This window comes from Paenibacillus sp. TAB_01 (assembly GCF_043945595.1).
GTDB lineage: Bacteria > Bacillota > Bacilli > Paenibacillales > NBRC-103111 > Paenibacillus_S.
Genome location: NZ_JBIFNP010000001.1, coordinates 3,086,921 through 3,112,594 on the forward strand (window position 1 = coordinate 3,086,921; position 25,674 = coordinate 3,112,594).

At 47.2% G+C, this 25,674-nt stretch carries 23 protein-coding genes and 2 pseudogenes; 15 read left to right on the top strand and 10 right to left on the bottom strand.

Annotated elements, in window-relative coordinates; all coding sequences use genetic code 11:
• Positions 1–54: 54 nt before the first annotated feature.
• Positions 55–234, top strand: coding sequence for a luciferase domain-containing protein (locus ACHHV8_RS14790; RefSeq protein ID WP_483874880.1), 180 nt, complete (start codon positions 55–57; stop codon positions 232–234).
• Positions 227–1,111 carry a haloalkane dehalogenase gene (locus ACHHV8_RS14795; RefSeq protein ID WP_395159132.1) on the top strand — a complete coding sequence of 295 codons (885 nt, stop codon included), beginning with the start codon at positions 227–229 and terminating at the stop codon, positions 1,109–1,111. Before ACHHV8_RS14790 ends, ACHHV8_RS14795 begins: the two co-directional genes overlap by 8 nt.
• 201 nt (positions 1,112–1,312) lie before the next feature.
• On the opposite strand, the gene ACHHV8_RS14800 is transcribed toward ACHHV8_RS14795, so the two are convergent.
• On the bottom strand, positions 1,313–1,810 hold the full coding sequence (locus tag ACHHV8_RS14800; protein ID WP_395159134.1) for a C40 family peptidase: 498 nt from the start codon (positions 1,808–1,810) through the stop codon (positions 1,313–1,315).
• Between the two features lie 504 nt (positions 1,811–2,314).
• The gene (locus ACHHV8_RS14805) at positions 2,315–2,950 is read right to left on the bottom strand and encodes a GntR family transcriptional regulator (protein ID WP_395159136.1); all 636 of its coding nucleotides are present in this window, start codon (positions 2,948–2,950) and stop codon (positions 2,315–2,317) included.
• A gap of 229 nt (positions 2,951–3,179) precedes the next feature.
• On the opposite strand from ACHHV8_RS14805, the gene garR reads away from it, so the two are divergent.
• The 6 genes from garR (at position 3,180) to ACHHV8_RS14835 (ending at position 9,572) form a co-directional block, all read left to right on the top strand.
• Complete coding sequence (garR, locus tag ACHHV8_RS14810; protein WP_395159138.1) at positions 3,180–4,082, top strand: 2-hydroxy-3-oxopropionate reductase; 903 nt, start codon at positions 3,180–3,182, stop codon at positions 4,080–4,082.
• On the top strand, positions 4,083–5,561 hold the full coding sequence (locus tag ACHHV8_RS14815; protein WP_395159140.1) for a four-carbon acid sugar kinase family protein: 1,479 nt from the start codon (positions 4,083–4,085) through the stop codon (positions 5,559–5,561).
• A 23-nt stretch (positions 5,562–5,584) separates the two neighbouring features.
• On the top strand, positions 5,585–6,160 hold the full coding sequence (locus ACHHV8_RS14820; RefSeq protein ID WP_395159142.1) for a TetR/AcrR family transcriptional regulator: 576 nt from the start codon (positions 5,585–5,587) through the stop codon (positions 6,158–6,160).
• Between the two features lie 65 nt (positions 6,161–6,225).
• Positions 6,226–7,419, top strand: coding sequence for an MFS transporter (locus ACHHV8_RS14825; RefSeq protein WP_395159144.1), 1,194 nt, complete (start codon positions 6,226–6,228; stop codon positions 7,417–7,419).
• A gap of 351 nt (positions 7,420–7,770) precedes the next feature.
• Positions 7,771–8,880, top strand: coding sequence for a DUF4982 domain-containing protein (locus ACHHV8_RS14830; protein ID WP_395159146.1), 1,110 nt, complete (start codon positions 7,771–7,773; stop codon positions 8,878–8,880).
• Between the two features lie 209 nt (positions 8,881–9,089).
• Positions 9,090–9,572 carry a DUF2975 domain-containing protein gene (locus ACHHV8_RS14835; protein ID WP_395159148.1) on the top strand — a complete coding sequence of 161 codons (483 nt, stop codon included), beginning with the start codon at positions 9,090–9,092 and terminating at the stop codon, positions 9,570–9,572.
• Between the two features lie 144 nt (positions 9,573–9,716).
• Here ACHHV8_RS14835 and ACHHV8_RS14840 read toward each other — a convergent pair whose 3' ends face one another.
• Positions 9,717–10,697: an NAD-dependent epimerase/dehydratase family protein gene (locus tag ACHHV8_RS14840; protein ID WP_395159150.1), complete on the bottom strand. Its 981-nt coding sequence runs from the start codon at positions 10,695–10,697 to the stop codon at positions 9,717–9,719.
• A 69-nt stretch (positions 10,698–10,766) separates the two neighbouring features.
• On the bottom strand, positions 10,767–11,777 hold the full coding sequence (gap, locus tag ACHHV8_RS14845; protein ID WP_395159153.1) for a type I glyceraldehyde-3-phosphate dehydrogenase: 1,011 nt from the start codon (positions 11,775–11,777) through the stop codon (positions 10,767–10,769).
• Positions 11,778–12,053: 276 nt separating this feature from the next.
• On the opposite strand from gap, the gene ACHHV8_RS14850 reads away from it, so the two are divergent.
• From ACHHV8_RS14850 to ACHHV8_RS14860, 3 genes are all read left to right on the top strand, one after another.
• Positions 12,054–12,653, top strand: coding sequence for a TetR/AcrR family transcriptional regulator (locus ACHHV8_RS14850; RefSeq protein ID WP_395159155.1), 600 nt, complete (start codon positions 12,054–12,056; stop codon positions 12,651–12,653).
• 47 nt (positions 12,654–12,700) lie between these two features.
• On the top strand, positions 12,701–13,516 hold the full coding sequence (locus tag ACHHV8_RS14855) for a helix-turn-helix domain-containing protein (RefSeq protein WP_395159157.1): 816 nt from the start codon (positions 12,701–12,703) through the stop codon (positions 13,514–13,516).
• A gap of 89 nt (positions 13,517–13,605) precedes the next feature.
• Complete coding sequence (locus ACHHV8_RS14860; RefSeq protein WP_395159159.1) at positions 13,606–13,983, top strand: VOC family protein; 378 nt, start codon at positions 13,606–13,608, stop codon at positions 13,981–13,983.
• Between the two features lie 554 nt (positions 13,984–14,537).
• Here the strand turns inward: ACHHV8_RS14860 and ACHHV8_RS14865 are convergent.
• Entirely contained in the window at positions 14,538–15,134 is a 597-nt protein-coding gene (locus ACHHV8_RS14865; protein ID WP_395159161.1) for a TetR/AcrR family transcriptional regulator, read from the bottom strand.
• A 191-nt stretch (positions 15,135–15,325) separates the two neighbouring features.
• Between ACHHV8_RS14865 and ACHHV8_RS14870 the strand changes: the two genes are divergently transcribed.
• Positions 15,326–15,988: a nitroreductase family protein gene (locus ACHHV8_RS14870; RefSeq protein WP_395159163.1), complete on the top strand. Its 663-nt coding sequence runs from the start codon at positions 15,326–15,328 to the stop codon at positions 15,986–15,988.
• 700 nt (positions 15,989–16,688) lie between these two features.
• Here the strand turns inward: ACHHV8_RS14870 and ACHHV8_RS14875 are convergent.
• From ACHHV8_RS14875 to ACHHV8_RS14885, 3 genes and pseudogenes are all read right to left on the bottom strand, one after another.
• Positions 16,689–17,267 carry an N-acetylmuramoyl-L-alanine amidase family protein gene (locus tag ACHHV8_RS14875; RefSeq protein WP_395163513.1) on the bottom strand — a complete coding sequence of 193 codons (579 nt, stop codon included), beginning with the start codon at positions 17,265–17,267 and terminating at the stop codon, positions 16,689–16,691.
• A 63-nt stretch (positions 17,268–17,330) separates the two neighbouring features.
• Positions 17,331–17,495, bottom strand: a pseudogene (locus ACHHV8_RS14880) (SH3 domain-containing protein); the annotation flags it as partial.
• A 368-nt stretch (positions 17,496–17,863) separates the two neighbouring features.
• Positions 17,864–18,805, bottom strand: coding sequence for a tyrosine-type recombinase/integrase (locus ACHHV8_RS14885; RefSeq protein WP_395159165.1), 942 nt, complete (start codon positions 18,803–18,805; stop codon positions 17,864–17,866).
• A 316-nt stretch (positions 18,806–19,121) separates the two neighbouring features.
• Here ACHHV8_RS14885 and ACHHV8_RS14890 point away from each other — a divergent pair.
• Positions 19,122–19,416: pseudogene (locus ACHHV8_RS14890) on the top strand (DUF3817 domain-containing protein).
• 88 nt (positions 19,417–19,504) lie between these two features.
• On the opposite strand, the gene ACHHV8_RS14895 reads toward ACHHV8_RS14890, so the two are convergent.
• A complete protein-coding gene (locus ACHHV8_RS14895) occupies positions 19,505–21,484 on the bottom strand; it encodes an ATP-dependent DNA helicase (RefSeq protein ID WP_395159167.1) in 1,980 nt (659 codons plus the stop codon).
• 172 nt (positions 21,485–21,656) lie between these two features.
• On the opposite strand from ACHHV8_RS14895, the gene ACHHV8_RS14900 reads away from it, so the two are divergent.
• Both ACHHV8_RS14900 and ACHHV8_RS14905 read left to right on the top strand, forming a co-directional pair.
• Positions 21,657–22,976: a glycosyltransferase gene (locus tag ACHHV8_RS14900; protein WP_395159169.1), complete on the top strand. Its 1,320-nt coding sequence runs from the start codon at positions 21,657–21,659 to the stop codon at positions 22,974–22,976.
• A gap of 308 nt (positions 22,977–23,284) precedes the next feature.
• Positions 23,285–24,301: a polysaccharide pyruvyl transferase family protein gene (locus ACHHV8_RS14905; RefSeq protein WP_395159171.1), complete on the top strand. Its 1,017-nt coding sequence runs from the start codon at positions 23,285–23,287 to the stop codon at positions 24,299–24,301.
• 216 nt (positions 24,302–24,517) lie between these two features.
• On the opposite strand, the gene ACHHV8_RS14910 is transcribed toward ACHHV8_RS14905, so the two are convergent.
• Positions 24,518–25,630 carry a glycosyltransferase family protein gene (locus ACHHV8_RS14910; protein ID WP_395159173.1) on the bottom strand — a complete coding sequence of 371 codons (1,113 nt, stop codon included), beginning with the start codon at positions 25,628–25,630 and terminating at the stop codon, positions 24,518–24,520.
• Positions 25,631–25,674: the final 44 nt, after the last annotated feature.

A 25,674-nucleotide genomic window follows, 5' to 3' on the forward strand; every position in this document is an offset into this window, starting at 1 on the left:
GAGAACTAATGACTTGGACTGGCGTTACAAAGCTTCCGCATCGATTCGGAGGGGGTGGAATTTCAACTGAATGATGCGGAAATCGGGCATCTTCACGACAACTGCTTGTTCGACCTGCTTTTGCCAAAATCCGAACGTGATAGGTGGATTAAAGAAGGGAAGGCAAGGCCGCATCCTATATATCCCGATTCAGGCTGGGTATCAAAATGGAAGGGTGAGATCAAAAATGATTAACACGGCATTCCCCTATGAGAAAAAGCGAACTCAAGTATTCGGGTTAGAGATGGCATATGTGGAGGAAGGAAAAGGTGATCCGATCGTCTTCCTACACGGAAATCCAGCATCCTCCTATCTCTGGCGCAACATCATTCCTTATGCCCAAAAGTTTGGCCGCTGCATTGCACCTGATCTCATTGGAATGGGAGATTCCGCCAAACTTCCGGACAGCGGGCCTTACGCGTACACCTTTGCTGAGCACCGCCGCTACCTTGATGAGCTGCTCGATCAGCTTGGCGTGGGCGAGCGTGTTACCTTCGTGGTTCACGACTGGGGATCGGCACTGGGCTTCGACTGGAGTAAGCGTCATCCCGACGCGGTCAAAGGCATCGTTTACATGGAGGCGATTATTAAGCCGCGCAGTTGGAGTGAAATGCCGGAAAATGGCCGCCAAATATTCCAAGCGCTCCGGACGCCGGAAGGGGAGAGAATGGTGCTGGAGCAAAATTCGTTCATCGAGTTCAACTTGCCGGTCAACATATTGCGCAAGCTTACGGATGAAGAGATGGCACAGTACCGCAGGCCATTCCTGGAGCCGGGCGAAAGTCGCCGTCCTACGCTCAGCTGGGCACGCCAACTTCCGTTCGACGGAGATCCGGCTGATGTAACAAAGATTGTCACTGAGTATGGAGAATGGCTTGCTCAAAGCGCTGTTCCCAAACTATTCATTCAATGCGCCCCCGGCTTATTGCCGCAATCCCACATCGATTTCTGCCGAACATGGCCATCTCAGACCGAGGTTACCGTGCCAGGCCGCCATTATCCCCAAGAAGACGCACCCGATGAAGTAGGCGAAGCGCTCGCCGTATGGCTGAAAAATGTGAATCCATGTTAAGTTTAATGGAAGTGGAAGTGTTCAACTTGCACCGAAAGGTGATTATCATCACGCTCCAAATCAGCAGTATGGACGGCTATCATTCTCTGGAATGCGTGTAACCGTTAATTGAATTTTGATACCGCGGCAGCCGGCAGACGACCGGCTGCTGTTGTTCATTGACTTTTAAAATGGAAATTGCTCAGCAGGATCATTAGATTATTATTTAATAACACGTCTGGCTGTTACATATTTAGATTTCCAGTAGCTATTGATTGTAGTAATTTTCACTCCACCTGCACCATACGTATTTAGCATCTTGTTATTGCCTAGATATATGCCAACATGCCCAATACTTGCGGACCTGCCGGGCACCTTAAAGAACAGCAAATCTCCTTTTTTCCAATTGCTTTTGGAGACATAAGAGCCTGCCTTTGATTGTTGAGCGGCTGTACGCGGCAATGAAATTCCGTACTTACCGTAGATATATTTCGTAAATGATGAGCAGTCAAATGATTTAGTCTGGCCTACCTTTGCCCCAAACTTATATGGTGTTCCAAGATATTTTTCACCCAATGAAATAATTTTATTTGCTTTAGTTGTTGTGGAGGTTGCTGCGTACGTTGGTACCTGATTACATATGATCCCTCCAGCGAAAGTAAGCGTAGCTCCGATCGAAAGTATCGCCAGACGTTTTTTCCATGCTTGGTGTAATTTCATGTTGTTGTTTCCCTCCTGTTTTAAGTCGGAACGACTTGTCCTTCTTCGTGTTTCAGGTATTTGCGAAGGTTAGCTATCGCTGTGTTCACTATATCAAATCAAATCCACCCTATAATTTGGAAGGAGGTCATCCAAACAAAGGTTGACGGGGGCAAAACAACTTTTATTAGAAAATGATTAGAATTTCATGAAAAAAATTTTCTTGACATACGATTTTGCACACCTAACTCATTTTCCAAGGAATTATGTAACGTTCTGAGGAGTCGCTTAGTTCTTATAAAAGAGCAACAGCTTACCGATTTCAGACGTTAATTTGAACTATCTGAATATTAAATTTAAATAAGACTTACATCAACTATTTCCCTCCTTAGGAAAGAGCCGGTGTAAGTCTTGAACTATGTGTGAAAAAGCACTTCGCATCACTGATTTAAGTGGTGAGAAGTGCCTTTTGCATGTAAAATACTTTGGAAGCTTATTAATTCTAAACTTATCAGGGTTCATTCCTCATATACTTTTCTTATCACTCAACAGATGTATACAAAATTCCAGATCAGCTAGAAGGTGCTGCTGCATAAGCAGCTCTGCGGTTTGTCCGTCTCTTGCATGAATGGCGTCATAAATTCTCTCGTGCTCGTCAATTAAGAACGGCCGATTATAGTAAACGACTGTACGCCGAAATAAGTAAATGATGGATTGCATACGATCTATCATTTCTATCATGACCGGATTGTTACTGGCCTGTACGATAATTTCATGAAAGCTCTCATTAGCTCTCATAATTTCATCAATAGTGCCTGTCCTTCCAATCTCGACACATTCCTTCAGCAAATGAAGTTCATTTTCATGTAAATAAGTGGCCGCGCAGCGCGCTGAATAGCCTTCCAACAAGATGCGCACCTGGAACGTATTTCGCAAATCCTTCTCCGAAGGATTCACTACTTTTTTATTCTTAATTAGACCTTCTTGCTCTAATTTTCGAATAGATTCACGTATAGGGGTACGGCTAACCCCTAATTCAGAAGCGAGCTTTTCTTCGACAATTTTGGTTCCGCGGGGAAGAGCTCCGCTTATTATCATTTCTCGAATAATTTCATATGACTGACGGTAAGCCGGACTGGCCTTTTCATTGATTTGTGACACAAGCGTGCACCTCTTTGATCCAAAATCTTATCGTAACCCAAAAGATAATTATAAACTTATGCTTACTAAAAGTATAGACAACAAGTATCTGCTATAATTGTATTCATAATAATAAAAATTGTATTCATAATAATAAAAATTGTATACAAAATAAGATTGACTGTATACAAAAATTTAGTTATTGTAGCTTTGTATTCTTTAAAGTATGGACATATGGAGGGAATCGAAAATGAAAAGACGCATCGGATTTATCGGCTTGGGAATCATGGGCAAACCTATGACATTAAATTTGATCAAAGCGGGTTATCATTTAACGGTATACGATGTCAATCAGAAAGCCGTAAGTGATTTAGTCCGGTCTGGCGCCGCAGCAGCGGCTTCACCGAAGGAAGTAGGAGCCAACAGCGATATTATTTTTACAATGGTACCTAATTCCGAGCATGTTATGGAGGTTGTGGCAGGTGAGAATGGAATTGTTAAAGGAGCCACACCGGGTACCGTCATCGTTGACATGAGCTCCATCACTCCAGTGGCATCCAAAGCAATTGCAAGCGAGGCCGCGAAGAGCGGTATTGAAATGCTGGATGCTCCTGTGAGCGGGGGAGAGCCTAAAGCGATAGACGGTACTCTAGCTATTATGGTAGGCGGTAAGGAAGAGATTTTTGAAAGCGTCAAAGAAATTCTTTACTGTATGGGAAAAGACGTAACTTTGGTGGGAGATAACGGCTGCGGAGCAACGGCTAAATTAGCTAATCAGATCATTGTCAATTTAAATATTGCCGCTATGTCGGAAGCCCTTGTTTTAGCGGCCAAAGCCGGTATTGACATAGATAAGATGTACCATGCGATAAGAGGCGGCCTTGCCGGAAGTGCAGTGCTTGATGCCAAGGTTCCTCTGATTCTTGAAAGAAATTTCGTAGCCGGTGGAAGAATCGATATCAACCTCAAAGATATTACGAATGTTATGGAAACGGCCCATGCCATCGGTGTCCCGCTTCCGCTGTCCAGCCATCTGCTAGAAATTATGCATGCCCTGAAGGTGGACGGCAAAGCAAATCAAGATCATGGCGGCATCGTCCAATACTATGAAAAGCTTGCGAATACGGAAGTTAAAAGAACTGAGGTGCAGTAAGTGCCAGATCATAACGGAATGCTGTCTTTTTCTTCCATCCAAGCCCAATTGCCTGCGGAATGGAATGAAGCGAACCTTCGAGCCTTAATTCTGAAGATGAATGAAGCGCTCCATAGGAAAATTATTGTGCTGGATGATGATCCAACCGGCGTACAAACCGTACATAATGTCGATGTCCTGACTCAATGGGACAAGGAACTGCTGAGGGATGCATTAAACGGGCAGGAAACCGTATTGTATATTCTGACGAACACGAGAGGACTTGATGCAGCATCAGCAGAACGCATCAATCGTGAAATTGCAGAGAATGTACAAGCCGTGGCAGGTGAAACAGGCAGGAAGGTTGTTTTTATCAGCCGCAGTGACTCTACTTTAAGAGGGCACTATCCATTGGAGACGGACATTTTATCTGAAGTGATGAAGCGATTAACCGGAAAAGCGTACGACGGCCATTTGATTATACCGGCTTTTATTGAAGGGGGGCGAGTAACCTATAAGAATACACATTATATCCTAGATGGCGACATGATGATTCCGGCACATGAGTCGGAATTTGCAAAGGATACCGTATTTGGCTATCAACAAGGCAATCTGACTCGATGGGTATCAGAAAAAACGGATGGCCGGGTCCAACCGGAGGACTGTTTTATCATTACATTAGATCAGTTACGCAGAGGAGAGTTAGTTGTTGAAAAGGCTTTAATGGAGGTCCAGGGAAACAAACCGGTCATTGTCAATGCCATGTCTTATTCAGATTTGGATGTGTTGTCACTAGCGTTATTGCGAGCTGAGTCCAAGGGGAAATCATTTATTTTTCGTACGGCAGCCTCTTTTGTTAAATCCTATGGAGGGATAACTGATCTGGCGTATTTACCCAAGGAGAAGCTGATAGCCAAAGGGCAAGAGGCACATGGAGGGCTCATCGTTGTCGGGTCGTTTGTTCAGAAAACAACACGCCAATTAGAGCAATTATTGAATAACTCGGACATTGTTCCTTTACAATTAGAAGTTGACAAGATTCTGGACCCAGCTGAACGGGCGAATGAATTGAAGCGGCTTATCAATGGTGTTAACGAGCTGCTGGCCCAAGGGAATAATGTCGTCGTTTATACCAGCCGTAAGCTTGTAGCCATGGCTAACAAGTCGGATAATTTTAAAATTAGCCACACGGTTTCGACTGCCTTGGTTCAAATTGTTCAATCGTTGAGCGTCGTTCCTAAATTTATTATCGCCAAAGGTGGAATCACTTCCAGTGATATTGCAACAAAAGGGTTAAATATTCGAAAAGCTAGAGTGCTCGGGCAAGTATCGGCAGGTGTTCCCGTATGGTTGACCGGAGACGAAGCCAAATTTTCAGGTATTCCTTACATTATTTTTCCTGGGAATGTCGGTACGGATAAAACTCTATTGGAGACGGTATTGAAAATTGAAAATCCAGAAAATACTGGACTTATCGTTCCGAAAAAGGATATACTTTAACTTACGGAAACGGAGGGAGAGCCATGGGACGCTACAAAGAGTTCGATAAAGAAGCGGTGCTTCATAGAGCGATGCTCGTTTTTTGGAGGAAGGGCTACGAAGCGGCAAGCATTCCCGATTTGCTGGAAGCTATGGGTCTTAGCAGATCGAGTCTGTACGAAACGTTCGGGGACAAACAAACGCTTTATATCGAGGCGATTAACTGGTACAAGAAGTGGAAGCAAGCCAAACGGGACATCCTCGTCAATGCGGCATCCGCAAAATCGGGAATCCGGCGGTACTTCGAGATACACATCGATTCCGCCTTGGACAGCGAGTCGCCGAAGGGCTGTCTCATAACTAATGCAGCAGCCGGCATGGATTCTCCAGATGAGCAGCTGAATTCTTTGATCAGGGAGCGGTTTGACGAGTTGGAGAAGTCCTTCTACGAGCTGCTGCGCAAAGGCCAGGAGACGGGAGAAATCAAGCCTGAGAAAGATATCAAGACGTTATCTTATCTGCTCTCAAACCTGAATCATAGTATAAATATCGTTGCGAAGGTGAAGGGTGACCGCAGCAAGATGCAGCAGATGATAGACACGGTGATGGAAATGCTATAAACATTTTTTTTCACATTTCGGAACGAATGTTCCAGAAAATTTTTGGTCAGTAAAGGGGACTTTCTATGCGTTCAGCTTCCATTCCAACGGAAAAATCGGTTTCGCCATCGCTGATTTTTATCCTAGCGGCCGCTTGCGGGATCATCGCGGCGAATCTTTATTATGCTCAACCCTTGGTAGGTCCGATAGGTTCGACTATCGGGCTCTCCGCCGGGGCTGCCGCACTCATTGTTACAATGACCCAAGTCGGCTACGGGATCGGTTTGTTATTTATCGTACCACTGGGAGACATCCTGGAAAATCGTAAACTGATTGTTTCGTCATTGCTCCTCACAGCCGCCGTTTTGGCAATTGCAGCTGTAATCAAAAGCGCTGTCCTGTTCCTCATCGCTTCACTCGTGATCGGAGTAGGTTCCGTTGCAGCGCAAATCCTTGTGCCGTATGCGGCTCATCTTTCGCCTGAAGCCGTGCGCGGTCGCAATGTGGGCAACGTTATGAGCGGGCTACTTCTGGGGATTATGCTCGCACGTCCCATTTCAAGCTTGGTGGCGGAGTATATGGATTGGCGCGCCGTGTATTTCATCTCCGCAGCACTGATTTTCGCGCTAGCACTTGTATTGGCAAAGGCTCTGCCCTCAAGGCAGCCTTCGACCGCCACAGCTTACCCGGCGCTGCTGCACTCCATGCTGCATCTGCTGAAGACGACACCGGCATTGCGCCGGAGGGCAATTTATCATGCTTGTGTATTCGGGACGTTCAGTTTGTTTTGGACGACAGTTCCGTTGGTATTGACAAGTCCGGCGTTTCATTTTACTCAGAAGGAGGTCGCTCTGTTCGCATTAGTCGGGGTAATGGGGGCCATTGTGGCGCCAGCCGCGGGCCGTATGGCAGACCGTGGATGGGTTCGTCCGGCGACAGGCTGGGCATTGGCCATCGTTATCTTGTCCGGGCTGCTTCCCTTGCTTGTTCCATCAAGTTCTGCACTCGCAGTCCCCATCCTCGCAGTTACGGCGATTTTACTTGACATGGGTGTTTCCGCCAACATGGTTCTCGGGCAGCGGGTGATTTTCTCTTTAGGAGCGGAATTTCGCAGTAGGCTTAACGGTTTGTATATGGCCATTTTCTTTTTAGGGGGCGCTATTGGCTCTGCGACAGGGGGATGGGCTTATGCAAAGGGGGGCTGGGAGGCGGCGATGCTGATCGGCATTGCCTTACCGGCCATCGCCATGGCGTATTATGCAACGGAGTATAGAAAGTGATATTCTGCGGGTTTGAGTTAATTATAATTAATTCTTTTCCTTTATTGGGGATGAACTTTATGTTACGATACGGTTGCTGTAAGAATAATTCATTAGGCCCTGAGGGTAGGATTCACTCTCAGGGCTTTTATATTTTTTAGGTAGAAGCAACGTTTAAGCTTTCTTGCCGACGAACATGAACCTGATATTAATAAGCATCCTTAAGAGTAATCTTACGGATTTTTTCACGTTAGTTTTTTCTTTTCTTTATTTTCGGTCTGCCCAGTTGCTCGCGACTTTCGCGCGCATCGCGTTTTTTTATGAAAGGATGTAAGTGCTGTCTTTTTCGCTAGAGAAGCGATTAAATAATATTTGACTCCACGGAAGGAAAAAAACATTTTTTATGTAATTTCCAAAGTGAAGGATATTCAGCAGTTTGTAGATGAAGAAAGCGATACGGAAATTTATAATTTGGATGATAGGATTGAGCGTATTCGAAGAATTGCCGAGCACGTGGATGTGATCAGCTGTAATTATCAGGAGCAATGGTATCCTGCCATACACGAGGCTATTCCTGATAAATTAATTTTGGGATCGGAGACATATCAATTTTTTAGAGGGCATCCCGATCAAATGCAGAATTTTAGTGACGAAGTCCCTTGGATGGATGTAGAGAAGCATGATTATGTTATTGGCGGCATGCTTTGGGCAGGTATTGATTATCTGGGCGAATCAATGGGGTATCCTGCTAAAGGATGGGCGGGTTCGTTGTTCTGGACGAACAACGAGCGTAAGCCGCTTTCCTATCTTTATCAAAGCTATTGGTCAGAGGAACCTATGGTATACTTGGCTGTTATGGACTATTCTCTTCAGGATGAAGGGGCAAAAGAACACTGGGATGCGCCAAGATATGCAAGTCATTGGAACTTTCCACAATTTAACAAAACTGTAATTCCATATATGGTTGCAACAAACTGTGAAGAAGTAAAAATCGAATTGAACAATAAACAGTTTTATGTAAATAAACCGTCTTCTTATCCAAACAGAATGATAACTGGCTACCTTCCATATTTTCCGGGAACGATAACGGTAAAAGGTTTTATAAGCGGGCAAGAGGTATGTAAGTATACTCTGAACACAGCAGAGCCAGCCGTGAAACTTGGGTTTGATGTTGAACAAATCAGTCTGGAAGCAATTGAGGGTTATCATAAGCTTTTCAGCGTTCGAGTTAAGGACGCAGGGGGAACCCCTGTATTTCGTGATAGCTCAAAAGTCATCTTCAAGGTGACCGGACCGGCGGAGATCGTTGGTGTTGATAATGGCGATCTCTGTTCAAGTGAGTCATATGTAAACAATGGGATGCATATGTACCGAGGATGTGTCAGCACTGTCATTAGATTAACAGGTGAAAAAGGGCGAGTACAATTGTCGGCGTTCTCTGAAGGAATGTTTCCAGCCCAACTTGTAATCAATGTTATTTAATGAATCAAACTTTATTAATTTAAATTGTAAATTTACATTTTAAAGTAAGAGCATTTCTTAGTAATGAGAAATGCTCTTACTTTTTGTTTAAAATTAAAAAGATATCTCAACAACAATAATAATATAATGAAAAGCAATATTAATTTATTGTAATACGATATATTTTATGTTAAAGTCGTATTGTCATTAAATTAAACGAGGTGTTTAAAATGAATGTTAAACGAGGTTCTAGCACTTTCTTAAAGGTAATAATTTTTTTGTTTGGAATTGCAGTGCTTGCCGTGGGTATAGTTTTTTTGCCTGAAGCAGCCAGAAGAGATGCGATAGAGCGTCCGGGTGATTATTCGCTATATCCACTTTTGGTATGTGCATATGGAATATGTATTACGTTTTCTGTGGCGCTGTATCAAGTATTTAAGCTTTTAAACTACATCGAAAAGAAAAATGCATTCTCTGAGTTATCTCTTCAATCTTTGGGGGCAATAAAAAAATGCACTTTTATTGTCATTTTTTTCATTTTGTTAGCAATAGTTTATTTAAGGGTGCGTGTACAATTCACAGGTGATGATGCAGCAGGTCCAATATCTCTAGGCCTAATGGGCATCTTGGCAACAAGTATCATCGCAGCCATTGTGGATGTGCTTCAAAAACCTATAAAGAATGTCTTGGATTCACAGCCAAAAAACAATTAACATTTAGAGTCAAAACCTTTACCGACTCAAACATGGTCAGAGTGGGAGAACAGTTTTTTGACGAGGTCTAACCCAAAGACCCGGCCTATAAGACAGGCCGGGTCTTCTCTTGATGTCGATTGCCGTCCTTCGCCCTCCAAAGCACTATCGTCGAGCAAATTGGCCCTCATAGCTTTGCAAGCCGGCGTCGCGCAAAGTTCTTCCGACATAGCCCAACTCTCGACGTGCAGCGCTATCGTTGACTGTGAACTCGCGCCCTATCATGCGTATCATCGAGCGTGAGATCGGCGGATCGCCGTCTCTCCGCGTGACGGCCCAGATCGTGTCGAGCAGCCGGCCAATGGCAGAGGCAATCCAGTAGGGCATAGAACGCAGCTTATCGATGGACAGGCCCTGCAAGTTCGCGAGCGAGGAGACAAATTCACGGAAAGTCTGCCCTTCCTGGTCTTTGATGAAGAAGGCATGACCGCCTTCTCCTCGTTCCAGAGTGCATTGTATGGCTTCGACCACATTGTCCACGTGGCAGGTTGCAAAAGGGTAGTCTCCGCGGTCGATGAAGGCGAATTGTCCAGATCTGACTGCTTCGGGAAGCGCTCGACTAAACGGATCACCAGGCCCCCAGATAACAGGTGGGCGGAGCGCAATGGTGCGAAAGCCGGGTTTGTTGGCTGCCAGAACCAATGGCTCAGCCCTTGCCTTGCTCGCCAGGTAGGCGGAGAAGTGGTTCGGGAAAGTTGGCGTACTTTCATTGGCGTCGCGGATGGGCTTACCGCTATTATCCATGAGAATTCCCGCCGCGCTGATGTAGACAAATGTCTTCGCACCGGCGGACTCAGTTGCCTTCAACAAGGCTACGGTGCCATCGACGTTGGTACGGAAGAAGGGTTCGCGAGGCCCTGAGAAACGGAACAGGGCGGCCGCGTGCACAACCGCATCAATCACCGGCAATATGAGTGGTGTGTTGCTTTCGAGATCCGCATCGACTGGTGTCGCACCCATGGACTTAAGTTTGGCCTGAGATGACGTGGAGCGTGTGAGAGCGAAAATCTCGTGACCGTCCTCCACGAGCTTTGTGATCAGGCGGCCGCCGAGCAGACCAGTGCCTCCCGTGACGAGAATTTTCATTGTGTTCGTCCTTTCTGTTCGGGATTTTTTCTGAGCCAATTTGGGAGGAGGGCAATTATGGGAAGTTATTTACCTAGCTAGTTTAGCGAAGTGCTCCAGAGTGCGAACCAATTGGGCTGTGTAAGACATTTCGTTATCGTACCAAGCTACCGTTTTGACCAGTTGTTGGTTTCCAACCGTTAGAACTTTTGTTTGGGTAGCATCAAAAAGGGATCCGAATGTCATACCCTTTATATCGGAAGATACGATCTCGTCTTCTGTGTATCCGTAGGTTTCTGGATCAGAGGCTTCTTTCATGGCCGCGTTAACTTGTTCGGCTGTTACCACTGTGTTCAAAACGGTAACGAGTTCAGTCACGGAACCTGTTGATACAGGTACACGTTGAGAAGCCCCATCCAGTTTGCCATTCAGTTCTGGAAGAACCAGTCCAATGGCTTTAGCAGCACCAGTCGAATAGGGAACAATGTTCTCTGCAGCGGCCCGTGCTGCGCGGAAATCGTTTTTTGGATTTGGAGCGTCAAGGGTGCTCTGGTTGCCTGTATAGGCATGAATGGTCGTCATTAACCCGGATTGAATGCCAAACTTGTCGTGCAGAGCTTTAGCCATGGGAGCTAGACAATTCGTTGTGCAGGAAGCGCCGGAAATAACAGTTTCCTCTCCGTCCAGAATCTCATGATTTACGTTGTATACGATTGTTTTCATGTCGCCTGTTGCCGGGGCGGAAATGACGACTTTCTTGGCGCCGCCCTTTAGATGCAGCTCCGCCTTTTCTTTGGTGGTAAAGAAACCTGTACATTCGAGCACAATGTCTACGCCAAGCTCGCCCCAAGGGATTTCTTCAGGGTTACGGTTAGCAAGTACCTTAATTTCTTTCCCGTTAACAGTGAAGGCTCCGTCATGCACTTCAATTTCACCATGAAAAGTACCTTGCGTTGTATCATATTTAAGCAGATGAGCTAACATCTTAGCGTTGGTAAGGTCGTTAATCGCCACAACCTCCACGCCTTCCACGTCTTGAATTCGGCGAAAAGCGAGTCGTCCGATCCGTCCAAAACCGTTAATTCCTACTTTTACATTCATCTCCAAGTCCTCCTATAAGTTCTATTATTTATTTCAAACAGGCGTATGGCTGTCATGAAATCAAAAGGAAATCAGTTCTTCCATGGTTTACCTTACGTGCTCAAATTTAAGCACTGATTGGAGTGTCTCGACTATTTCCTTAAGAACCGGCTTGTCGTATAATAAAAGATACCGATCGGTATTTTTTATTATACCAGGATTTAAGCGATTGACAAGGTTTCGGTCATAAAATTTGATATAATATTATATTAGAATAAATTTTTTGCGGAGGAGCCCATGAAAAAAGGAGATCGGACACGAGAACACATCATTATGAAATCGGCTGAAATTTTTAACCAGAAAGGATATGCCGGTACATCGCTAAACGATATTATTGCCGATACCGGAATTAAAAAGGGGGGGATTTATCGACATTTTTCCAGTAAAGACGAGATTGCGCTTGAAGCCTACAATTACGCTGCCAGTTTGGTCACCAGAAAATTTTCTGAGGCGGTTGATCAAGAGCAGACCGCGTCAGGTCGGTTGATTGCTTTTTTTCGTGTTTATGAAGATGTTGTCAACAATCCACCATTTATTGGCGGATGTCCCATGCAAAATACGGCTGTAGAATGTGACGATACTCATATAGAGCTTCGTGATCGAGCAAGGCAAGGGCTGAATACCTGCTTGGATATTATGAAGGGTATTATTCGTGAAGGGATTGAAACAGGAGAGTTTAAGGAAGATCTGGATTCGAATGCGCTTGCTTCATTTGCATTTTCCTTGTTGGAGGGAGGCATTATGCTCAGTAAGTTGGACGGTGATAACAAGCATATGCAAATGAATATAGCAAGCTTCTCAATCTATTTGCAGCAATGCTGCTTAAAGATACGTTAGCCGCCAGGGTGTCAAGATTTTTCACGTAATAGGAGGAAGAAGCGCAGATGAGCCATCATTACCGACCTTTGCATGCTCCCCAATTGCAGCCGCAGTTGCATATCCACTCACACAACTTCCAGGAGTTTGCGCCGAGCCGTCGCTTGGCGTCGCATGTAGCTTCCTATTGGACGGTGGATTTCCTGCCGGTACCGGGAAATCCGGGGCATCGAGTTATCCCCGATGGCTGTGTCGATATTATAGTGGACCTGTTCGCTTCATCAAGCAGGCAGGCTGCGTATGTCGTAGGGCTAACGACACAAGTCGAAGTTTTGCAATTTGCAAAAGCACGCTCGGTATGGGGCATCCGGCTGTATTCGGAGTCGGCCCGCACGATCCTGAAGTCTCCAATATCGACATTAGCGGCAAATCGCGTGTTTTTGGAGGATCTCTGGGGACAAGAGGCTCTCGATTGGGTCGAAAAGCTGCTGACTGCCCAATCTTTACCAGACAGGATTGAGATCGTCGAGCAGCAATTGGGCCAAATACTAGATGCGACCGAGGCGCCTGCTCCCACTTTGGTCTACCAGAGCATGCAGTATATATACGAGGTCAAAGGTAATCTTTCCGTAACGGATTTGGCGGATAAAGTGAACTTCAGCGAGAGGCATGTGCGAAGGGCCTTTGAACTGGAGCTTGGCCTCAGCCCGAAGGAGATGCTCGGCATCGTCCGCTTTCAAAGCGTGCTGGAGGAATTTCACAGCGGAGACTATCTCAGCTTGACGGATTTGGCGCTTCAACACGGATACTACGATCAGTCGCACTTCGCTGGCGTTTTTAAGCGATATTACGGCCTTCCACTCAAACGGCTGACCAAGCAGTAGTGAGGAAGTCCGTTTTTTACTATTTTGCTATGAGAGACAATTACTATAATGGGAGTGAAAATCAAGAAAGTCGAGGGGAGCTGCAAAGCATGGCTGTAAAGTTGAAACGAGTCGCGATTTACGTAGAGAAGATGAAGAGGGCGTTGGATTTTTATCGCGTCCTGGGGCTGGCTGTTCCGGACGGCGCCGATGAAGCGCATCACGTCGACGTGGAGCAAGAAGGAATTGTGTTTGCATTCGATCTGGTTGAATCGGTAAAGAGTGTTTTTGAAGGCTGGGAAGATCCTGTCGGCTACCGGACCGAGCTCGCCTTTCAGTTCTCCAGCAATGAAGCGCTGAACGATGTGTACCGTCAGTTGACGACGCTTGGGTATGACGGCTTCCTCGAGCCCCGAGATACACTGTGGGGAGAGCGGTATGCGATCATAAAGGACCCCGATAACAATTTAATCAGTCTCGTCGTATAGGGAGACAAGAACATGTACGCTTAGCCGAAATTGACAAAAACATATAGCTATACCCGAAGCTGCCTAACGGATAATAGAGCCAATTGTCCAATGACACAAAAGTGCCTATATAAACCTAAGCGAAAAAGCTTGAGAAATCAGGCTTTTATTTTTTTATGTAGGGAAATTTGTGTCATAGAAAAATGCACAAATTCCCCTGCATTGTAGTCTCGTGACACAAAACTACCTACATAGCAGGATTTCGGATTTTGAGAAGATCCATTTAAAGTGAAGTGATTAAGCTAACGGGCAGTAATGCTCAATTATATGGAGTTATGCAAAAGAAGCTGTCCCAAAAGTAGGTTGGCTCACTTAACGGACGGCTCGCCTAAATGAAATTTAGTGTAAAAAAATTGAACAAATCCTTGCCGAATGTTGGAACCGGATACTGCTTCGTGCTTCCCGAGTTCAGCACATTTATGCTCATGGGTCAGTCTCGCTCCAGGTCAAAACGAAAGCGCCGGCAAATAACTACTCGGGCGGTCGTTCGTAAAGGCATAAAATCTGTTAAAAACCTATCCCAGCAGTTCTTTGGCTCCGTTCATAACTATGGGCATAGTCTGTTTAACGAATGATTCCGCACTTAGTAGCCGCCCCTCATTGTTCCAAACGTAAGCCGCCCCATACATTCCCCAACTTAACATGATAGTAGCTGTATTTATTAAGAATTGCCGGTTCGAGTTTGAACTCGATAGTATCTTGTCTTTGTCTATAAAGGAAACAAGTATCGTTTGAATTTTTTCCTTTATTTGAATTTCGAATACAGGTCCAAGCGATGTATACCTTCTTTTGCACATAGTGCTTAGACCCTGGTGAAAATCGCATACACCCAGAAAAATGCTCTGAATTGTTTCTTCATTTAATACTTCGTGACCGCTTATTCTACAATTTATGATTGTCATAAATGATTCCATTAGTTTGGCCTCAAGAATTTCGAATTTATCTACAAAGTGCGCATAAAAAGTCGCTCTGTTAACAGTAGCCCGCTCTGCAATATCTTTAACGGTTATCGATTCAAAGTCTTTTTCTTGAACTAATGAAGCAAAAGCGTCTTGAAGGAGTCGCCGTGTACGTATCACCCGAGGATCAGCTTCATTCTTTTTAATTGTCATGGTTAAGATCTCCCCAATAAAACGACATTATAGAAATGGTGTTGTCTATACAACGGTTTATGGTTATTGATGATTGCGTACCATTCGGTTGTTATTATAACATATAAATACAACAAGTGTTGGTCAAACAACTAATGTTGTACTGAAACAAAAAATGCTGAATGCCGCTTTTCCAAAAGGAGGAGAGAACCATGTCGGTTTCACAACGGTCTCAAACGCTAGAGCAACAACTTTTTTTCGATGTAATTAAAGGACGTCGATCTGTCCGCAGCTATGATCCCGAGGTCAAGATTTCACGTGAAGAATTAAGCGAAATATTGCGGGAAGCTACGCTGGCTCCTTCAGGAGCCAACCTTCAGCCATGGCGGTTTCTTGTCATTGACTCTCAGGAACTGAAGCAAAAGCTGCTTCCGATCGCGTTCAATCAACAACAAGTGGTTGAGGCTTCGGCTGTCATTGCCGTTCTCGGGGACTTGGAGGGCTATAAAATGGCTGAGAAAATTTACGGTCAGACGGTTGAGGCCGGTTACATGCCTAGGGAAACGGCTAAATCGTTCGTTGAACGATATACGGATATGTTCGCGGGCATGCCGACTGATGCCGTCCGCCAAAGCGTTATTACAGATGGCGGATTAGTGTCAATGCAGCTGATGCTCGTCGCCGTCGCCAAAGGTTATGATACAGTCCCGATGGGCGGCTACGACAAAGAAAAGTTCATGGAAGCATTCGGTATTTCAAACCGTTATGTTCCGATTATGCTGATCGCCCTGGGTAAGGCGGTGAAGCCCGGACATTCGACGACAAGGCTGTCAATTGAAGACGTGACGTTCTTTAACGAAATGCCCATGGCATAAGAAAATGAAAATGACCCCCGAGTGCCCGACCAAATCCAGTGGTCAGGAAAGAAGAAGCGTCGGATGAGCAAATCCGGCGCTAATTCGAGATCAATGTTTTCGGGTTGCTCCATGTCTTCCGGGCGACGCTCCTCGTATTTCGAAATAAACTTACCGGCCATTATATCAACATAGCGTCCTTCCTAGGCACAGTCGGTGTTCCGACGGCTGGTGCCATGGCAACTAGTGGGGCAGTGTGGAATTGTAGGGAAGCTGAAGGAAGGAGATAGGTTTTTCTTCTTTTTCGCTGGACATGGACGCAACGCAATATATCACAAGAGCCTCATATTGCCGTAATGGATTCTGATGAGGATGATCGCGACACGTTTTTTAAATTGGCCGACTTGCTCCGGATGATTAATGCGACGGGCTGTTTGAACTGGAGCAGGCAAGGCGGGACTGCTTCCGTCATTTTTTCCGTTGGGGGAAGACGGACGGGAAAGCGAATTTATTATTCATCCGCCAGTTTAGTATTTCTAGTCTTGGGGTTTACATATGTACAAAATACGGGTTTTGTGAATATGTATTACAAATTTAAAAAGACTGCCGGACAACTTCTTTTTCCGGCAGTCTTTTTCTCTAACTTTTAAAATAATCCTTTAATCCCTCAACGATCGCGTCGGCAGCTTTTTTTTGATAATCGGCTGTACGAATTCGTTTTTCATCTGCAGCGTTCGATAAGAATCCTGAATTCGACTAATGCAGATGGCCTTGCATTTTCACGAAGCACATGATAATTCCCGAACGAAATTCCATTGCTTTTCAAATCGAGCTTTTCACGCAGCTCGGCTTCGATTTTTCTTGCAAGCGGCATATCTTTAGATTCGGAATAAAAAAAAGTTAACGTTCCGCTTACCGGCTTCGGCGATACATTATAATGAATGCTCACGAATGCGTCCGCCTTTTTGCTTTCGCTAAGCTTGACTCTGCTGGAAAGTGTTGGATTTACATCCTCATCGCGAGTCATAATGACTTGAGCTCCAGCCTGACGAAGCTTGTCCGCAGTATAGAAAGCCGTTGATAAATTAATCGTTTTCTCATATGTACCGTACTTTTGGCCAAGGCCGCCGCTATCTTTTCCGCCATGACCAGGATCAATGACGATCAGCTTTCCTTTAATGGATGAACTACTTTTTAAACTACTTTGGATTGGAGTGGATTCCTCGCTTACAGAAACCGTTTTCATGGATTTCGAAGTAACAGACTCCTCTGCTTGAATAACCGCTGCGGTCCCTTTCACTTCTTGCAAATAATATCCTGCAACCCATCCGTCGATGCGTCCGGAAGTGACTTTAGTCCAACCAAAGGAATTCGTCGTAATCGTAGTGACGATTGTATTTTTCTGAAGTGAGCCAATAACGCTGGATTGGAGATCCGGCCCGCTGCGGACATTCAGCGACGTCGCTAAAACCTTGGCTCTGCCTCCTTCCATTCCTTTCGCCTGGACCCTGCGGGGAGATGAAACCATAGCATACTAAAGATTACTAAAAGAAATAAGGTCGCTTTCATTTATTCACCTCTCGTATTTTATCAACTCCTGCTGCAATATATTCCAATATAACAACTAATCCCGTCAAAAAACAGAGTAATTCCGCTTATTATCGCGGGTAATCCGGGACTTATCACACGGGTAAAAAGTGACAGAAATCGCCAATAAACAAGCTTCTGCCCTGCATTATTAGCGGTAAACAGCCATGCAGCGATACAATGAGCGCCTGTTTCCGCATTTTTTAATAAGTCTCATGACCTACTATGTGACCCTACTATTTAGGAGAGAGATACGAAGAAAAAGAGAGCATCGGTCTGCGCCAACACTCTCTTCAGATCCAATCTTATTTAGTTTCGAATCGGAATTTTCACTCTGCCCATCGCTTCGATTAATTGCTTATTGGAAACGTGCGTATAAATTTGGGTGGTTTCAATGCTTTTATGACCGAGCAGCTCCTGCAGTGTCCGGAGATCGGTTCCATTGCGAATCTGATTGGTCCCGAAGGAATGCCTAAGCTTGTGGCTCGAAAATTTCCGGTTGGCCATCTCCGGCACGCTTAGCTTTAATTTCTCAAATGTCTGATTCGCAATATGCTGGATCATCCGGCGCGACAGCCTCCGGCCAAACTGTGAAACGAACAGCGGATTCTCTTTCATCGATTTAGGCGCGATGCGCTCTTTTATCACATCGTTCAGTAGATTCAGAAGCGCTTCCTGCAGCGGGATCACCCTCCATTTACGCCCTTTGCCCAGCACGTTGACATGTCCGCTCGGATGAATATCCTCGACGTTAAGCCGGTGCACCTCACCCACACGCAGCCCCGCATAGCCCATCAGCATCAGAATGCATAGGTTGCGATGGTAGTATTTCCCGTCAGTTTCATATATGTACTGCTCAAGCTCCTGCTCCTCCAGGTAGATGGGAGTTCGATTTTTTTCTTCCTTGGCCTTCTTCACCTCGGCCGCCGGATTATGTTCCAGATGCTGCATATCGATCAAGGCGCGATAAAAAGCGCGAATGGCCGCCAACGCCCGATTCCGTGCCCGGTCACCGACGCCTCTTTGCATCATTTCGGCAATGTGCCTAAGGATATCGGGTCTTTTGACCGCTGCGACTTGTCTGGGGTGAATCGTTTTTAAGAAGCTTCGCACCTCGTCAACATAAGCACGCTGTGTGGAAGCGGTCATCCCGCTGGTCTTCATGGAAATAACAAACAAATCCAGCTCGCTTTCATAAGTATCCTGAATCCAATGCTTCCATTCGTTGGTTAGCGCAGTTTCCTTCGGCATAGTTAATCGTTCACCGTCCTTTGATCCGTGCCAGCAGCTATCATGAATTAATTGCACTGCTTCTCGCCGCTTCATCCATTCGTTCATTATATCATAAATTGCACTAAATCAATATTTTGTGCAATTTTTTTTGCAGTGAATTTGGACCCGTATAAGGGTCGATTTACAGATAGTTTAGGCTGTTTATTCCATCATCTGAGTCGGGCTGATAAATAAGTATGAATTGTTTCTGAACGATGCTGCCGCAGGCTGTTTCGTCCGGAGAATAGGCTGTATAATGGACAGTAATGCCATAATAAAAGGATGTGTTTCATTCATGTTCAGAACTCCCATCGGGCGTTTGCGGGCAATTGGAATTTATGAGGGGATTTCATTTCTTGTACTGCTGTTAATTGCTATGCCGCTCAAATATTATGCAGGGCTGCCGCAGTTTGTCAAATGGGTCGGCTCGCTGCACGGTCTGCTGTTCGCCCTCTACTTGCTGGCTGTGCTTCATGTTACCATCGTTCACCGGTGGGTCCATCTTCAAAGTCCTTGGCGCCGTCATCGCATCCTTGCTTCCCTTCGGCACGTTCGTGCTGGATTTCCGTCTGCGGCGCGAGCAAGCTTAAGCTTATACACATAGACGTACAAAAAGACCAGGATCAAGCTCACTAACGTGTCGGCTTTGTTTCCTGGTCTTCTTTTGTCATCCCTGTTTTATTGCATTAAAGGTATCAGCTCGTGCAGCGCTTCCTTCCACTCCACCCCGGCAGGCAGCACTTCTTTGACTTTTGAACGGATATCCTCGCGCTCATGCACCCGCTGGTCGAGAATAGCGACAATGCCGCGATCCTCCCTGGAGCGGATCAGCCTTCCTATCCCTTGGCGCAGCCGCAGCAGCATATATGGCAGATCGACCTGTTCAAAAGGAGCCGCCGCATCCTTGCGCATAGCGGCAAACACCGGATCGTTCGGCGGGAACGGCAGCGACCAAATGATCACATTCGTTAGCGACGGTCCCGGCACATCCAAGCCTTCCCACAGGCTGTAAGCACATAGATTGCTTTGCCGGTCGTTCTGAAAATCGGAGATCAAATGACTGATCTCGCGCTCCCCTTCGAACGCAAAGCGCATGCCGGTACAGGCAGATTCCTCCGCGATAGCCGCTTGAAATGCCGACATTTCCTCCTTGGAGGGAAACAGCAGCAGTGCGCTTCCTTCGGTCGTACAGAGGAGATGAACCGCAGCGTTCATTTTTTCCTTAAATTCATCGCCAGCACCCGTACTCAGCCGTGGCACCGCCATCTGCATCTGCTCCGCATATTCATAGGGAGACGCTACTGAAAAAGAGAGATAGCTCGGGATGCCCAGCGTATCGGCAATGTAGTCAAAAGACCCTTCGACCGATAACGTCGCGGAGGAGAACACGATAGGCATCGGCTTGGAGAACAGCTGCTCGCCTAACAGCTCTTTGACCTTCCGCGGCATAATGACGAGCATGAGACCGTCAGCTTCCTCGGTAACCCACGATACCACCCTGTCAGCCTGCAGGAAGATGCTCAGCGCGAGTTGAATCATTTCCAAATGCTCTTCAACGATGCGCAGCTGATATTCATCCAACGAATGCAGCCCGCTTTCAAAGACAAGCTCTTCCTCAATATCGTCCAGAATCGCTTTAAACCGGCGGACAGCTTGAAGCAAATTCTCCTGATACTTGATTTCCTTCCTGTTGGAGCCAGGCACCGCTTGGCTGTGCCGATCCAGCAGCATAAACAGCGTATCGCTCTGCTCAATCGCTTCCTCCACGAGCACAGCGAGCTTTTCGCGGATCTCTCCCTGCAGCAGGCGTGTGATAATGGATTCAAACACGTCTTGCTTCAGCTTGTAGGTCAGCGCTTTTTGCGCGGCAGCCTCAAGCAAATGCCCTTCATCAAAGACCACGGAGCTGTGCTCCGGCAGCAAAGGAAGCTGTCCCTCACGCTTGCGGGCATCATAAGTCCATATATGCTCCATATAGAAGTCGTGGGAGCAGATGATCAGATCCGCCGATTTCCGGTAATGATCCCGGGACAAAGTCTGGCCGCACCGGTGCCGCCTATCGCAGACCAGGCAGTCCTGGAACGAATCCCAGCTGATTTTGCGCCATTGTTCATCGTTCAGATGTGCATACTGTCTGCGGTCTCCATAAGGAAAAAACGATTGAAGCGCCTCCGGCTCATTAACAAAGCGAGGCAGCTCCTCATAAATATCCTGGAACAAATCGTCCTCCTCGTCCCGAATCCGTGCGCCTTCAAGCTTATTCAGACACAAATACTGATCGGGCGATTTCCCCAAACGCGCATCGATGGTGAGGCCCAAATGCTGTGCCAGCTTGGCCACATCTCCCTCCGGCTTGACCAGCTGCTCAATAAGAGACTCGTCCGCACAGGCAATTACCGCCGGCTTTCTTGTATAACGGGCATAACAGATGGCGTACAGCAGGTAAACCAAGGTTTTGCCTGTCCCGACTCCCGCTTCGGCAAATATCGTTTTTTTCTCGGCAAAGGCCCGCTCCAGCTGGAAGGCCATATAAATTTGCTCATCCCGAACCTCGAATCCGGCTTCAGGTAATATTTCGTAGAACACGTCTGCAACCCAGTCACTCACTTGCTGGATGAAGGATTGCTTCGGTTCATAGGCAAAAGGATACTGCATCACGGCAATTCTGCCTCCTATATTAGACTTTTCGTCACTATCGCTTGGAATATTCGTTTGGGTTTAAGAACCCAACACATCATTATAGCACTTTCACCCTCACCAATCTATCACAAAATTAATATAATAAATTGTTAATGCCATTTAATTTAAGTATAGAAAGGATGGAAGCCGGATGTGTCTTATCATTTACCCGCCGACAATCAACTGGAACTACATGAAGCAAAGACCGCAGCAATTGATGGAGCAGTTCGGAAAACATGGTCACAGCGTCTTTTACTTCGACAAGCACAATGCCGAAGGGCCTGTTATTGAACAAGCTTCCCCGAACGTCTATGTGATCCGCCATGCCGATTATTTTCTGCACCATTTGTTTCCGCAGCTCAGCATGGGCCACAAGAAAATGCTTTGGACCTCATGGAGCCGCAAAATCGCCTTTGCCGAACAGGTTCAAGCGGATTACATCGTGTACGATTGTGTAGACGATTTTCCCGATTGGGAGGAGGATGAGCAAGCCATGTCCGGAAAAGCGGATATCATCTTCTGTACGGCAGACCATTTGTTAAGCAAAATGCAGCAGCTTGTGCCAGATAAGCCTATCGTCTCCGTTCCGAACGGATGCGATTGGGGGCATTTCGCGCCGGTTGCGCTACCAACCTACTATCGTACCGAGCAGTTATATCAGCTTCCGCCAGCCAGCGGCCCTAAAATCGGATATATCGGCGCATGGGCTCCATGGGTCGATGAAGAATGGATCCGTTATACGGCGCAGCAAATGCCTGATGCCCAAATTATTATCGTCGGGCCGGAGCTGCGCGAGGATACAGGGCCGCTTGGAGAGAATGTATTTCTTCTCGGCTACCAGGATTACGAGGAGCTGCCTCATATATTGTCGTATTTGGACGTGTGCATCATTCCCTTTAGGCTGAACCGGATCACCCAGAGCACCAATCCGATCAAAGCCTATGAGTGTCTTGCCGCCGGCAAGCCGGTAGTTTCTTCGAATTTACCGGAACTCCAGAAGCTGCTGCCTTATGTCAAAATATCGGATACGCCGGAAACGTTCGTCGCAGCGATAAAACAATCTCTGGATGAAATGAAACGGGAGACAGCCGAGCAGGATGTGACCAAACGCAGCTTGTTTGCCAAGCAATTCAGCTGGGAACAGCGCTATGCGGTCATCGACCAAGCTTTGAAGCAGCATGTAAAAGATTTCGGGCCGATAGCCCGTCTTGGGGGAAGCACGATGCTCCCCGCTCACGCCGGCAGCGCTAAAGTAGGCATCGGCAGTCCGTCCTCCCTCACCGAGCATACCTTTGTCAGCACTTCGTACCCGCTTCAGCACTGCACGATGAATTCATACTATGCCGAGCAAAACTTAAAAGGCGATCCCGTGCTTGTCGGCAAGCTCGATGCGGGAGAGTATCAATGCTTGCTGCAGCCCCCGAAGGTGCCCCTTCTCGGGACGCATCAAACGAATCTATCTCGAGTTTGACGGCCATGCCGAGCTGCCGAAGGATGCGCAGCTTACTATATCGTCTACGGAGAAGCCATGGTCTGTCCACCGCCTTACGTTTGCCAATCAACCAGCGAAACAACAGATACAAACATACGTTCTTTGCGATTGCCGGATCAACGAAACCCTCTCCCTGGACATCACCGACTGGTTCAAAGGGCTGCTGGCACACCGTAAGGCTCGCCCCTCCATTCATTTAAGCGGAAGCCGCGGACTGATGCGTTTACCGAATCCGAGAATAACGGTTATCACCAAGTATTAAACAAGCTTTGGAAAGGAAGATGAACATGAAAATCGGCGTTTGCGGGTACTATGGAATGGGAAATTTCGGCGATGATTTATTTTTAAAAACATTTCAGCAGGTGTTTCGGGGACATGAGGTTTTCCCGCACAGCTCGCTTATCGACTCCACACAGATCGATGCTGTCATTGTAGGCGGCGGGGATCTCATTATCCCATACCATTATAATTCGAACTATTTTCCTCCAAGCCTGATCAACCATCCGGCCTGGATCTACGGTGTCGGCGTGGTGGACAACTATCCAGACTCAAGCTGGCCGGCCGGCGAGATTGAGAAGCATCGCGCCTGGATGGCCCACGCGCACTGCTTGTACACGAGGGATGCAAATTCGGCGGCTATTTGCCGCAAGCATCAGCTTCATGGCAACATCGCTACGGTGCCGGACATCGTGTTCGGCTACGAAGAGCCGCACTATCCCATTCTGAAGCCGGAGGGCAAACGAACCATCGGCGTCTGCATTCACACGTACAGCTCCTTCCCCTTTGAGATGATGGCTTCCATTTTATCGGAATACGCGATGCAGGGCTTCCGAATTTTGCTCATTCCGGTATTGAACCATGCCAGCAACCCTTACTCGGATATGTTGGCTTGCGTCAAGCTGCAGAACAGCATTCGCGAGCTGGAGCCGAACGCGCATGTGGAGGCCTCACAGCCTCATTACGAGCTGGAGTTAACCTACAGCACTATTCAATCCGTCGATTATCTGATTACCTTCAAATTGCATCCTGCGGTGGCTGCGATTCGCGGCGGCGTTCCTGTCTTTTGCATCAGCACCATGTGCAAAGTATATCAGCTGCTCGCCCAGTTCGGCCTGGAAGCGAACTACTTCCCTGGATCTTCGACCGAAGAGGAAATCCGCGATGGCTTGGAGCGGTGGCTAAACAACGGCGTGGACGAGATGAAGCGGGTTATGCCCTATGTCCGCGAGGTAGAGATGGCCAGCCGAAGCGCGCTTCAGCTGCTTAGGGCAGATATAGAGGATAAGCTGCAAGACCGTTCCTAAATCAAAAAAATCAGGCATTCTCCGCACATAGCGAGACTGCCTTTTTTCATGTCCTTGACGGTGTGCAATTCATTGTTGAGCAAACCTTCACGCGGTGGAGGTGCTCCGGTAGATAGACTAAGCAGTTTTGAAGAAAAACGGGCTTCATAAGCTTAGATATCCCACCTGCGTCTGTGCTCATTTTCACTTAAGGCGGGTTTCTCGTCAGTCTGGCTTTTACCTTGTGAGCTCCTTTAAGAGCGCTTCGGCCTGAGCAGCCCGGTGCTCCCACGTATGCTTCAGCGCCAAGGCGGTTCGTGCTGAAGCGTCTCCCGGATGCTGTAGCCGGTGCCTCACCAGCTCAATAAAGGCTCCATGTGTGGCGGCAACATCCACCTCCGGCTGAAGCAGCCTCGCCTCCGGAAGCGCCGTAGACACGACAGGCTTCCCTGCGGCGAGATATTCATACAGCTTCACCGGATTCGTGCTGAGCGTGACCGGCATGATACGGAAAGGCAGCAGCAGCACGTCAGCCTGCCGTATATAATGCGCCAGCTCCGCGTGCGGCTTGAGGCCAAGGAAGCGGAGCCGCTTATTTGGCACATGCCGCGGAAACGGCTTGCCGAACTCGGGACCGATGACCAGCACCTCGACATCGGGGATGGCATCCGCCAAGCGGCGCAGCAGCATATCATCCACCCACGGTGCCCATGCGCCGATATAGACGGCCCGCTTCAGCGCGGCGCTGCTGCTGCCTTCGCGTTCGAGCGGCATGATGGGAACCGCATCTTGCAAGGAAAGGGCTCCTCGCTCGATCGGAGGCCTTCCAAAAACAGCATCGTTGTTCACCTCTCCCGCAGGCTGTAACGAATCGATATGCAGCATCATATCCTTATCGTAAGCGTTGCGGATCAGAGCGAGCTTTTTTCCCGGGCTGCTTCTTTTCTTATTTGCGAACAAGCGTTCTGATGTGCAGATTATGGCATCGGCCGTGCGAACCATTTCCGCTTCATAAGGGGCCCATTGAGCGAACTCATCTACACAATCATATACGATGTAATCCGGATCGAACTGCTGCAGCGTGGAAGCCAGCTTGGGAAACGAGCACCACACCGTGACTTGCTCCTGCTGCGCCTGCTGAGAACGATACGCCGGCCAGTCTTCACGAAGCCAGCGCTCGAACTGCCGGACGACAAAAAGCCGCGGCTCAACCTCTTCGATCCGCGGTTCGGACCAGCTCGGATTACAGAAAAAAACCGTATGGCCATTTCTGGCCAAACAGGTCATAAGCTGCTGGGGACGCTGCTTCATCCATCCCCAGTCAAGTGTCGGCGGGTATATGATAATCAAGCGTCTCACCCTTCCATTTCTCTTTGATTTGTTTCTATAAACTA

What these genes read in the sequence shown, in the direction of transcription:
- ACHHV8_RS14855 (WP_395159157.1), top strand. Translation starts at nt 12,701, where the DNA reads ATGAGCCATCATTACCGACCTTTGCATGCTCCCCAATTGCAGCCGCAG.
- ACHHV8_RS14795 (WP_395159132.1), top strand. Translation starts at nt 227, where the DNA reads ATGATTAACACGGCATTCCCCTATGAGAAAAAGCGAACTCAAGTATTC.
- ACHHV8_RS14825 (WP_395159144.1), top strand. Translation starts at nt 6,226, where the DNA reads ATGCGTTCAGCTTCCATTCCAACGGAAAAATCGGTTTCGCCATCGCTG.
- garR (WP_395159138.1), top strand. Translation starts at nt 3,180, where the DNA reads ATGAAAAGACGCATCGGATTTATCGGCTTGGGAATCATGGGCAAACCT.
- ACHHV8_RS14860 (WP_395159159.1), top strand. Translation starts at nt 13,606, where the DNA reads ATGGCTGTAAAGTTGAAACGAGTCGCGATTTACGTAGAGAAGATGAAG.
- ACHHV8_RS14820 (WP_395159142.1), top strand. Translation starts at nt 5,585, where the DNA reads ATGGGACGCTACAAAGAGTTCGATAAAGAAGCGGTGCTTCATAGAGCG.
- ACHHV8_RS14870 (WP_395159163.1), top strand. Translation starts at nt 15,326, where the DNA reads ATGTCGGTTTCACAACGGTCTCAAACGCTAGAGCAACAACTTTTTTTC.
- ACHHV8_RS14905 (WP_395159171.1), top strand. Translation starts at nt 23,285, where the DNA reads ATGAAAATCGGCGTTTGCGGGTACTATGGAATGGGAAATTTCGGCGAT.
- ACHHV8_RS14900 (WP_395159169.1), top strand. Translation starts at nt 21,657, where the DNA reads ATGTGTCTTATCATTTACCCGCCGACAATCAACTGGAACTACATGAAG.
- gap (WP_395159153.1), bottom strand. Translation starts at nt 11,777, where the DNA reads ATGAATGTAAAAGTAGGAATTAACGGTTTTGGACGGATCGGACGACTC.
- ACHHV8_RS14850 (WP_395159155.1), top strand. Translation starts at nt 12,054, where the DNA reads ATGAAAAAAGGAGATCGGACACGAGAACACATCATTATGAAATCGGCT.
- ACHHV8_RS14885 (WP_395159165.1), bottom strand. Translation starts at nt 18,805, where the DNA reads ATGCCGAAGGAAACTGCGCTAACCAACGAATGGAAGCATTGGATTCAG.
- ACHHV8_RS14800 (WP_395159134.1), bottom strand. Translation starts at nt 1,810, where the DNA reads ATGAAATTACACCAAGCATGGAAAAAACGTCTGGCGATACTTTCGATC.
- ACHHV8_RS14835 (WP_395159148.1), top strand. Translation starts at nt 9,090, where the DNA reads ATGAATGTTAAACGAGGTTCTAGCACTTTCTTAAAGGTAATAATTTTT.
- ACHHV8_RS14865 (WP_395159161.1), bottom strand. Translation starts at nt 15,134, where the DNA reads ATGACAATTAAAAAGAATGAAGCTGATCCTCGGGTGATACGTACACGG.
- ACHHV8_RS14840 (WP_395159150.1), bottom strand. Translation starts at nt 10,697, where the DNA reads ATGAAAATTCTCGTCACGGGAGGCACTGGTCTGCTCGGCGGCCGCCTG.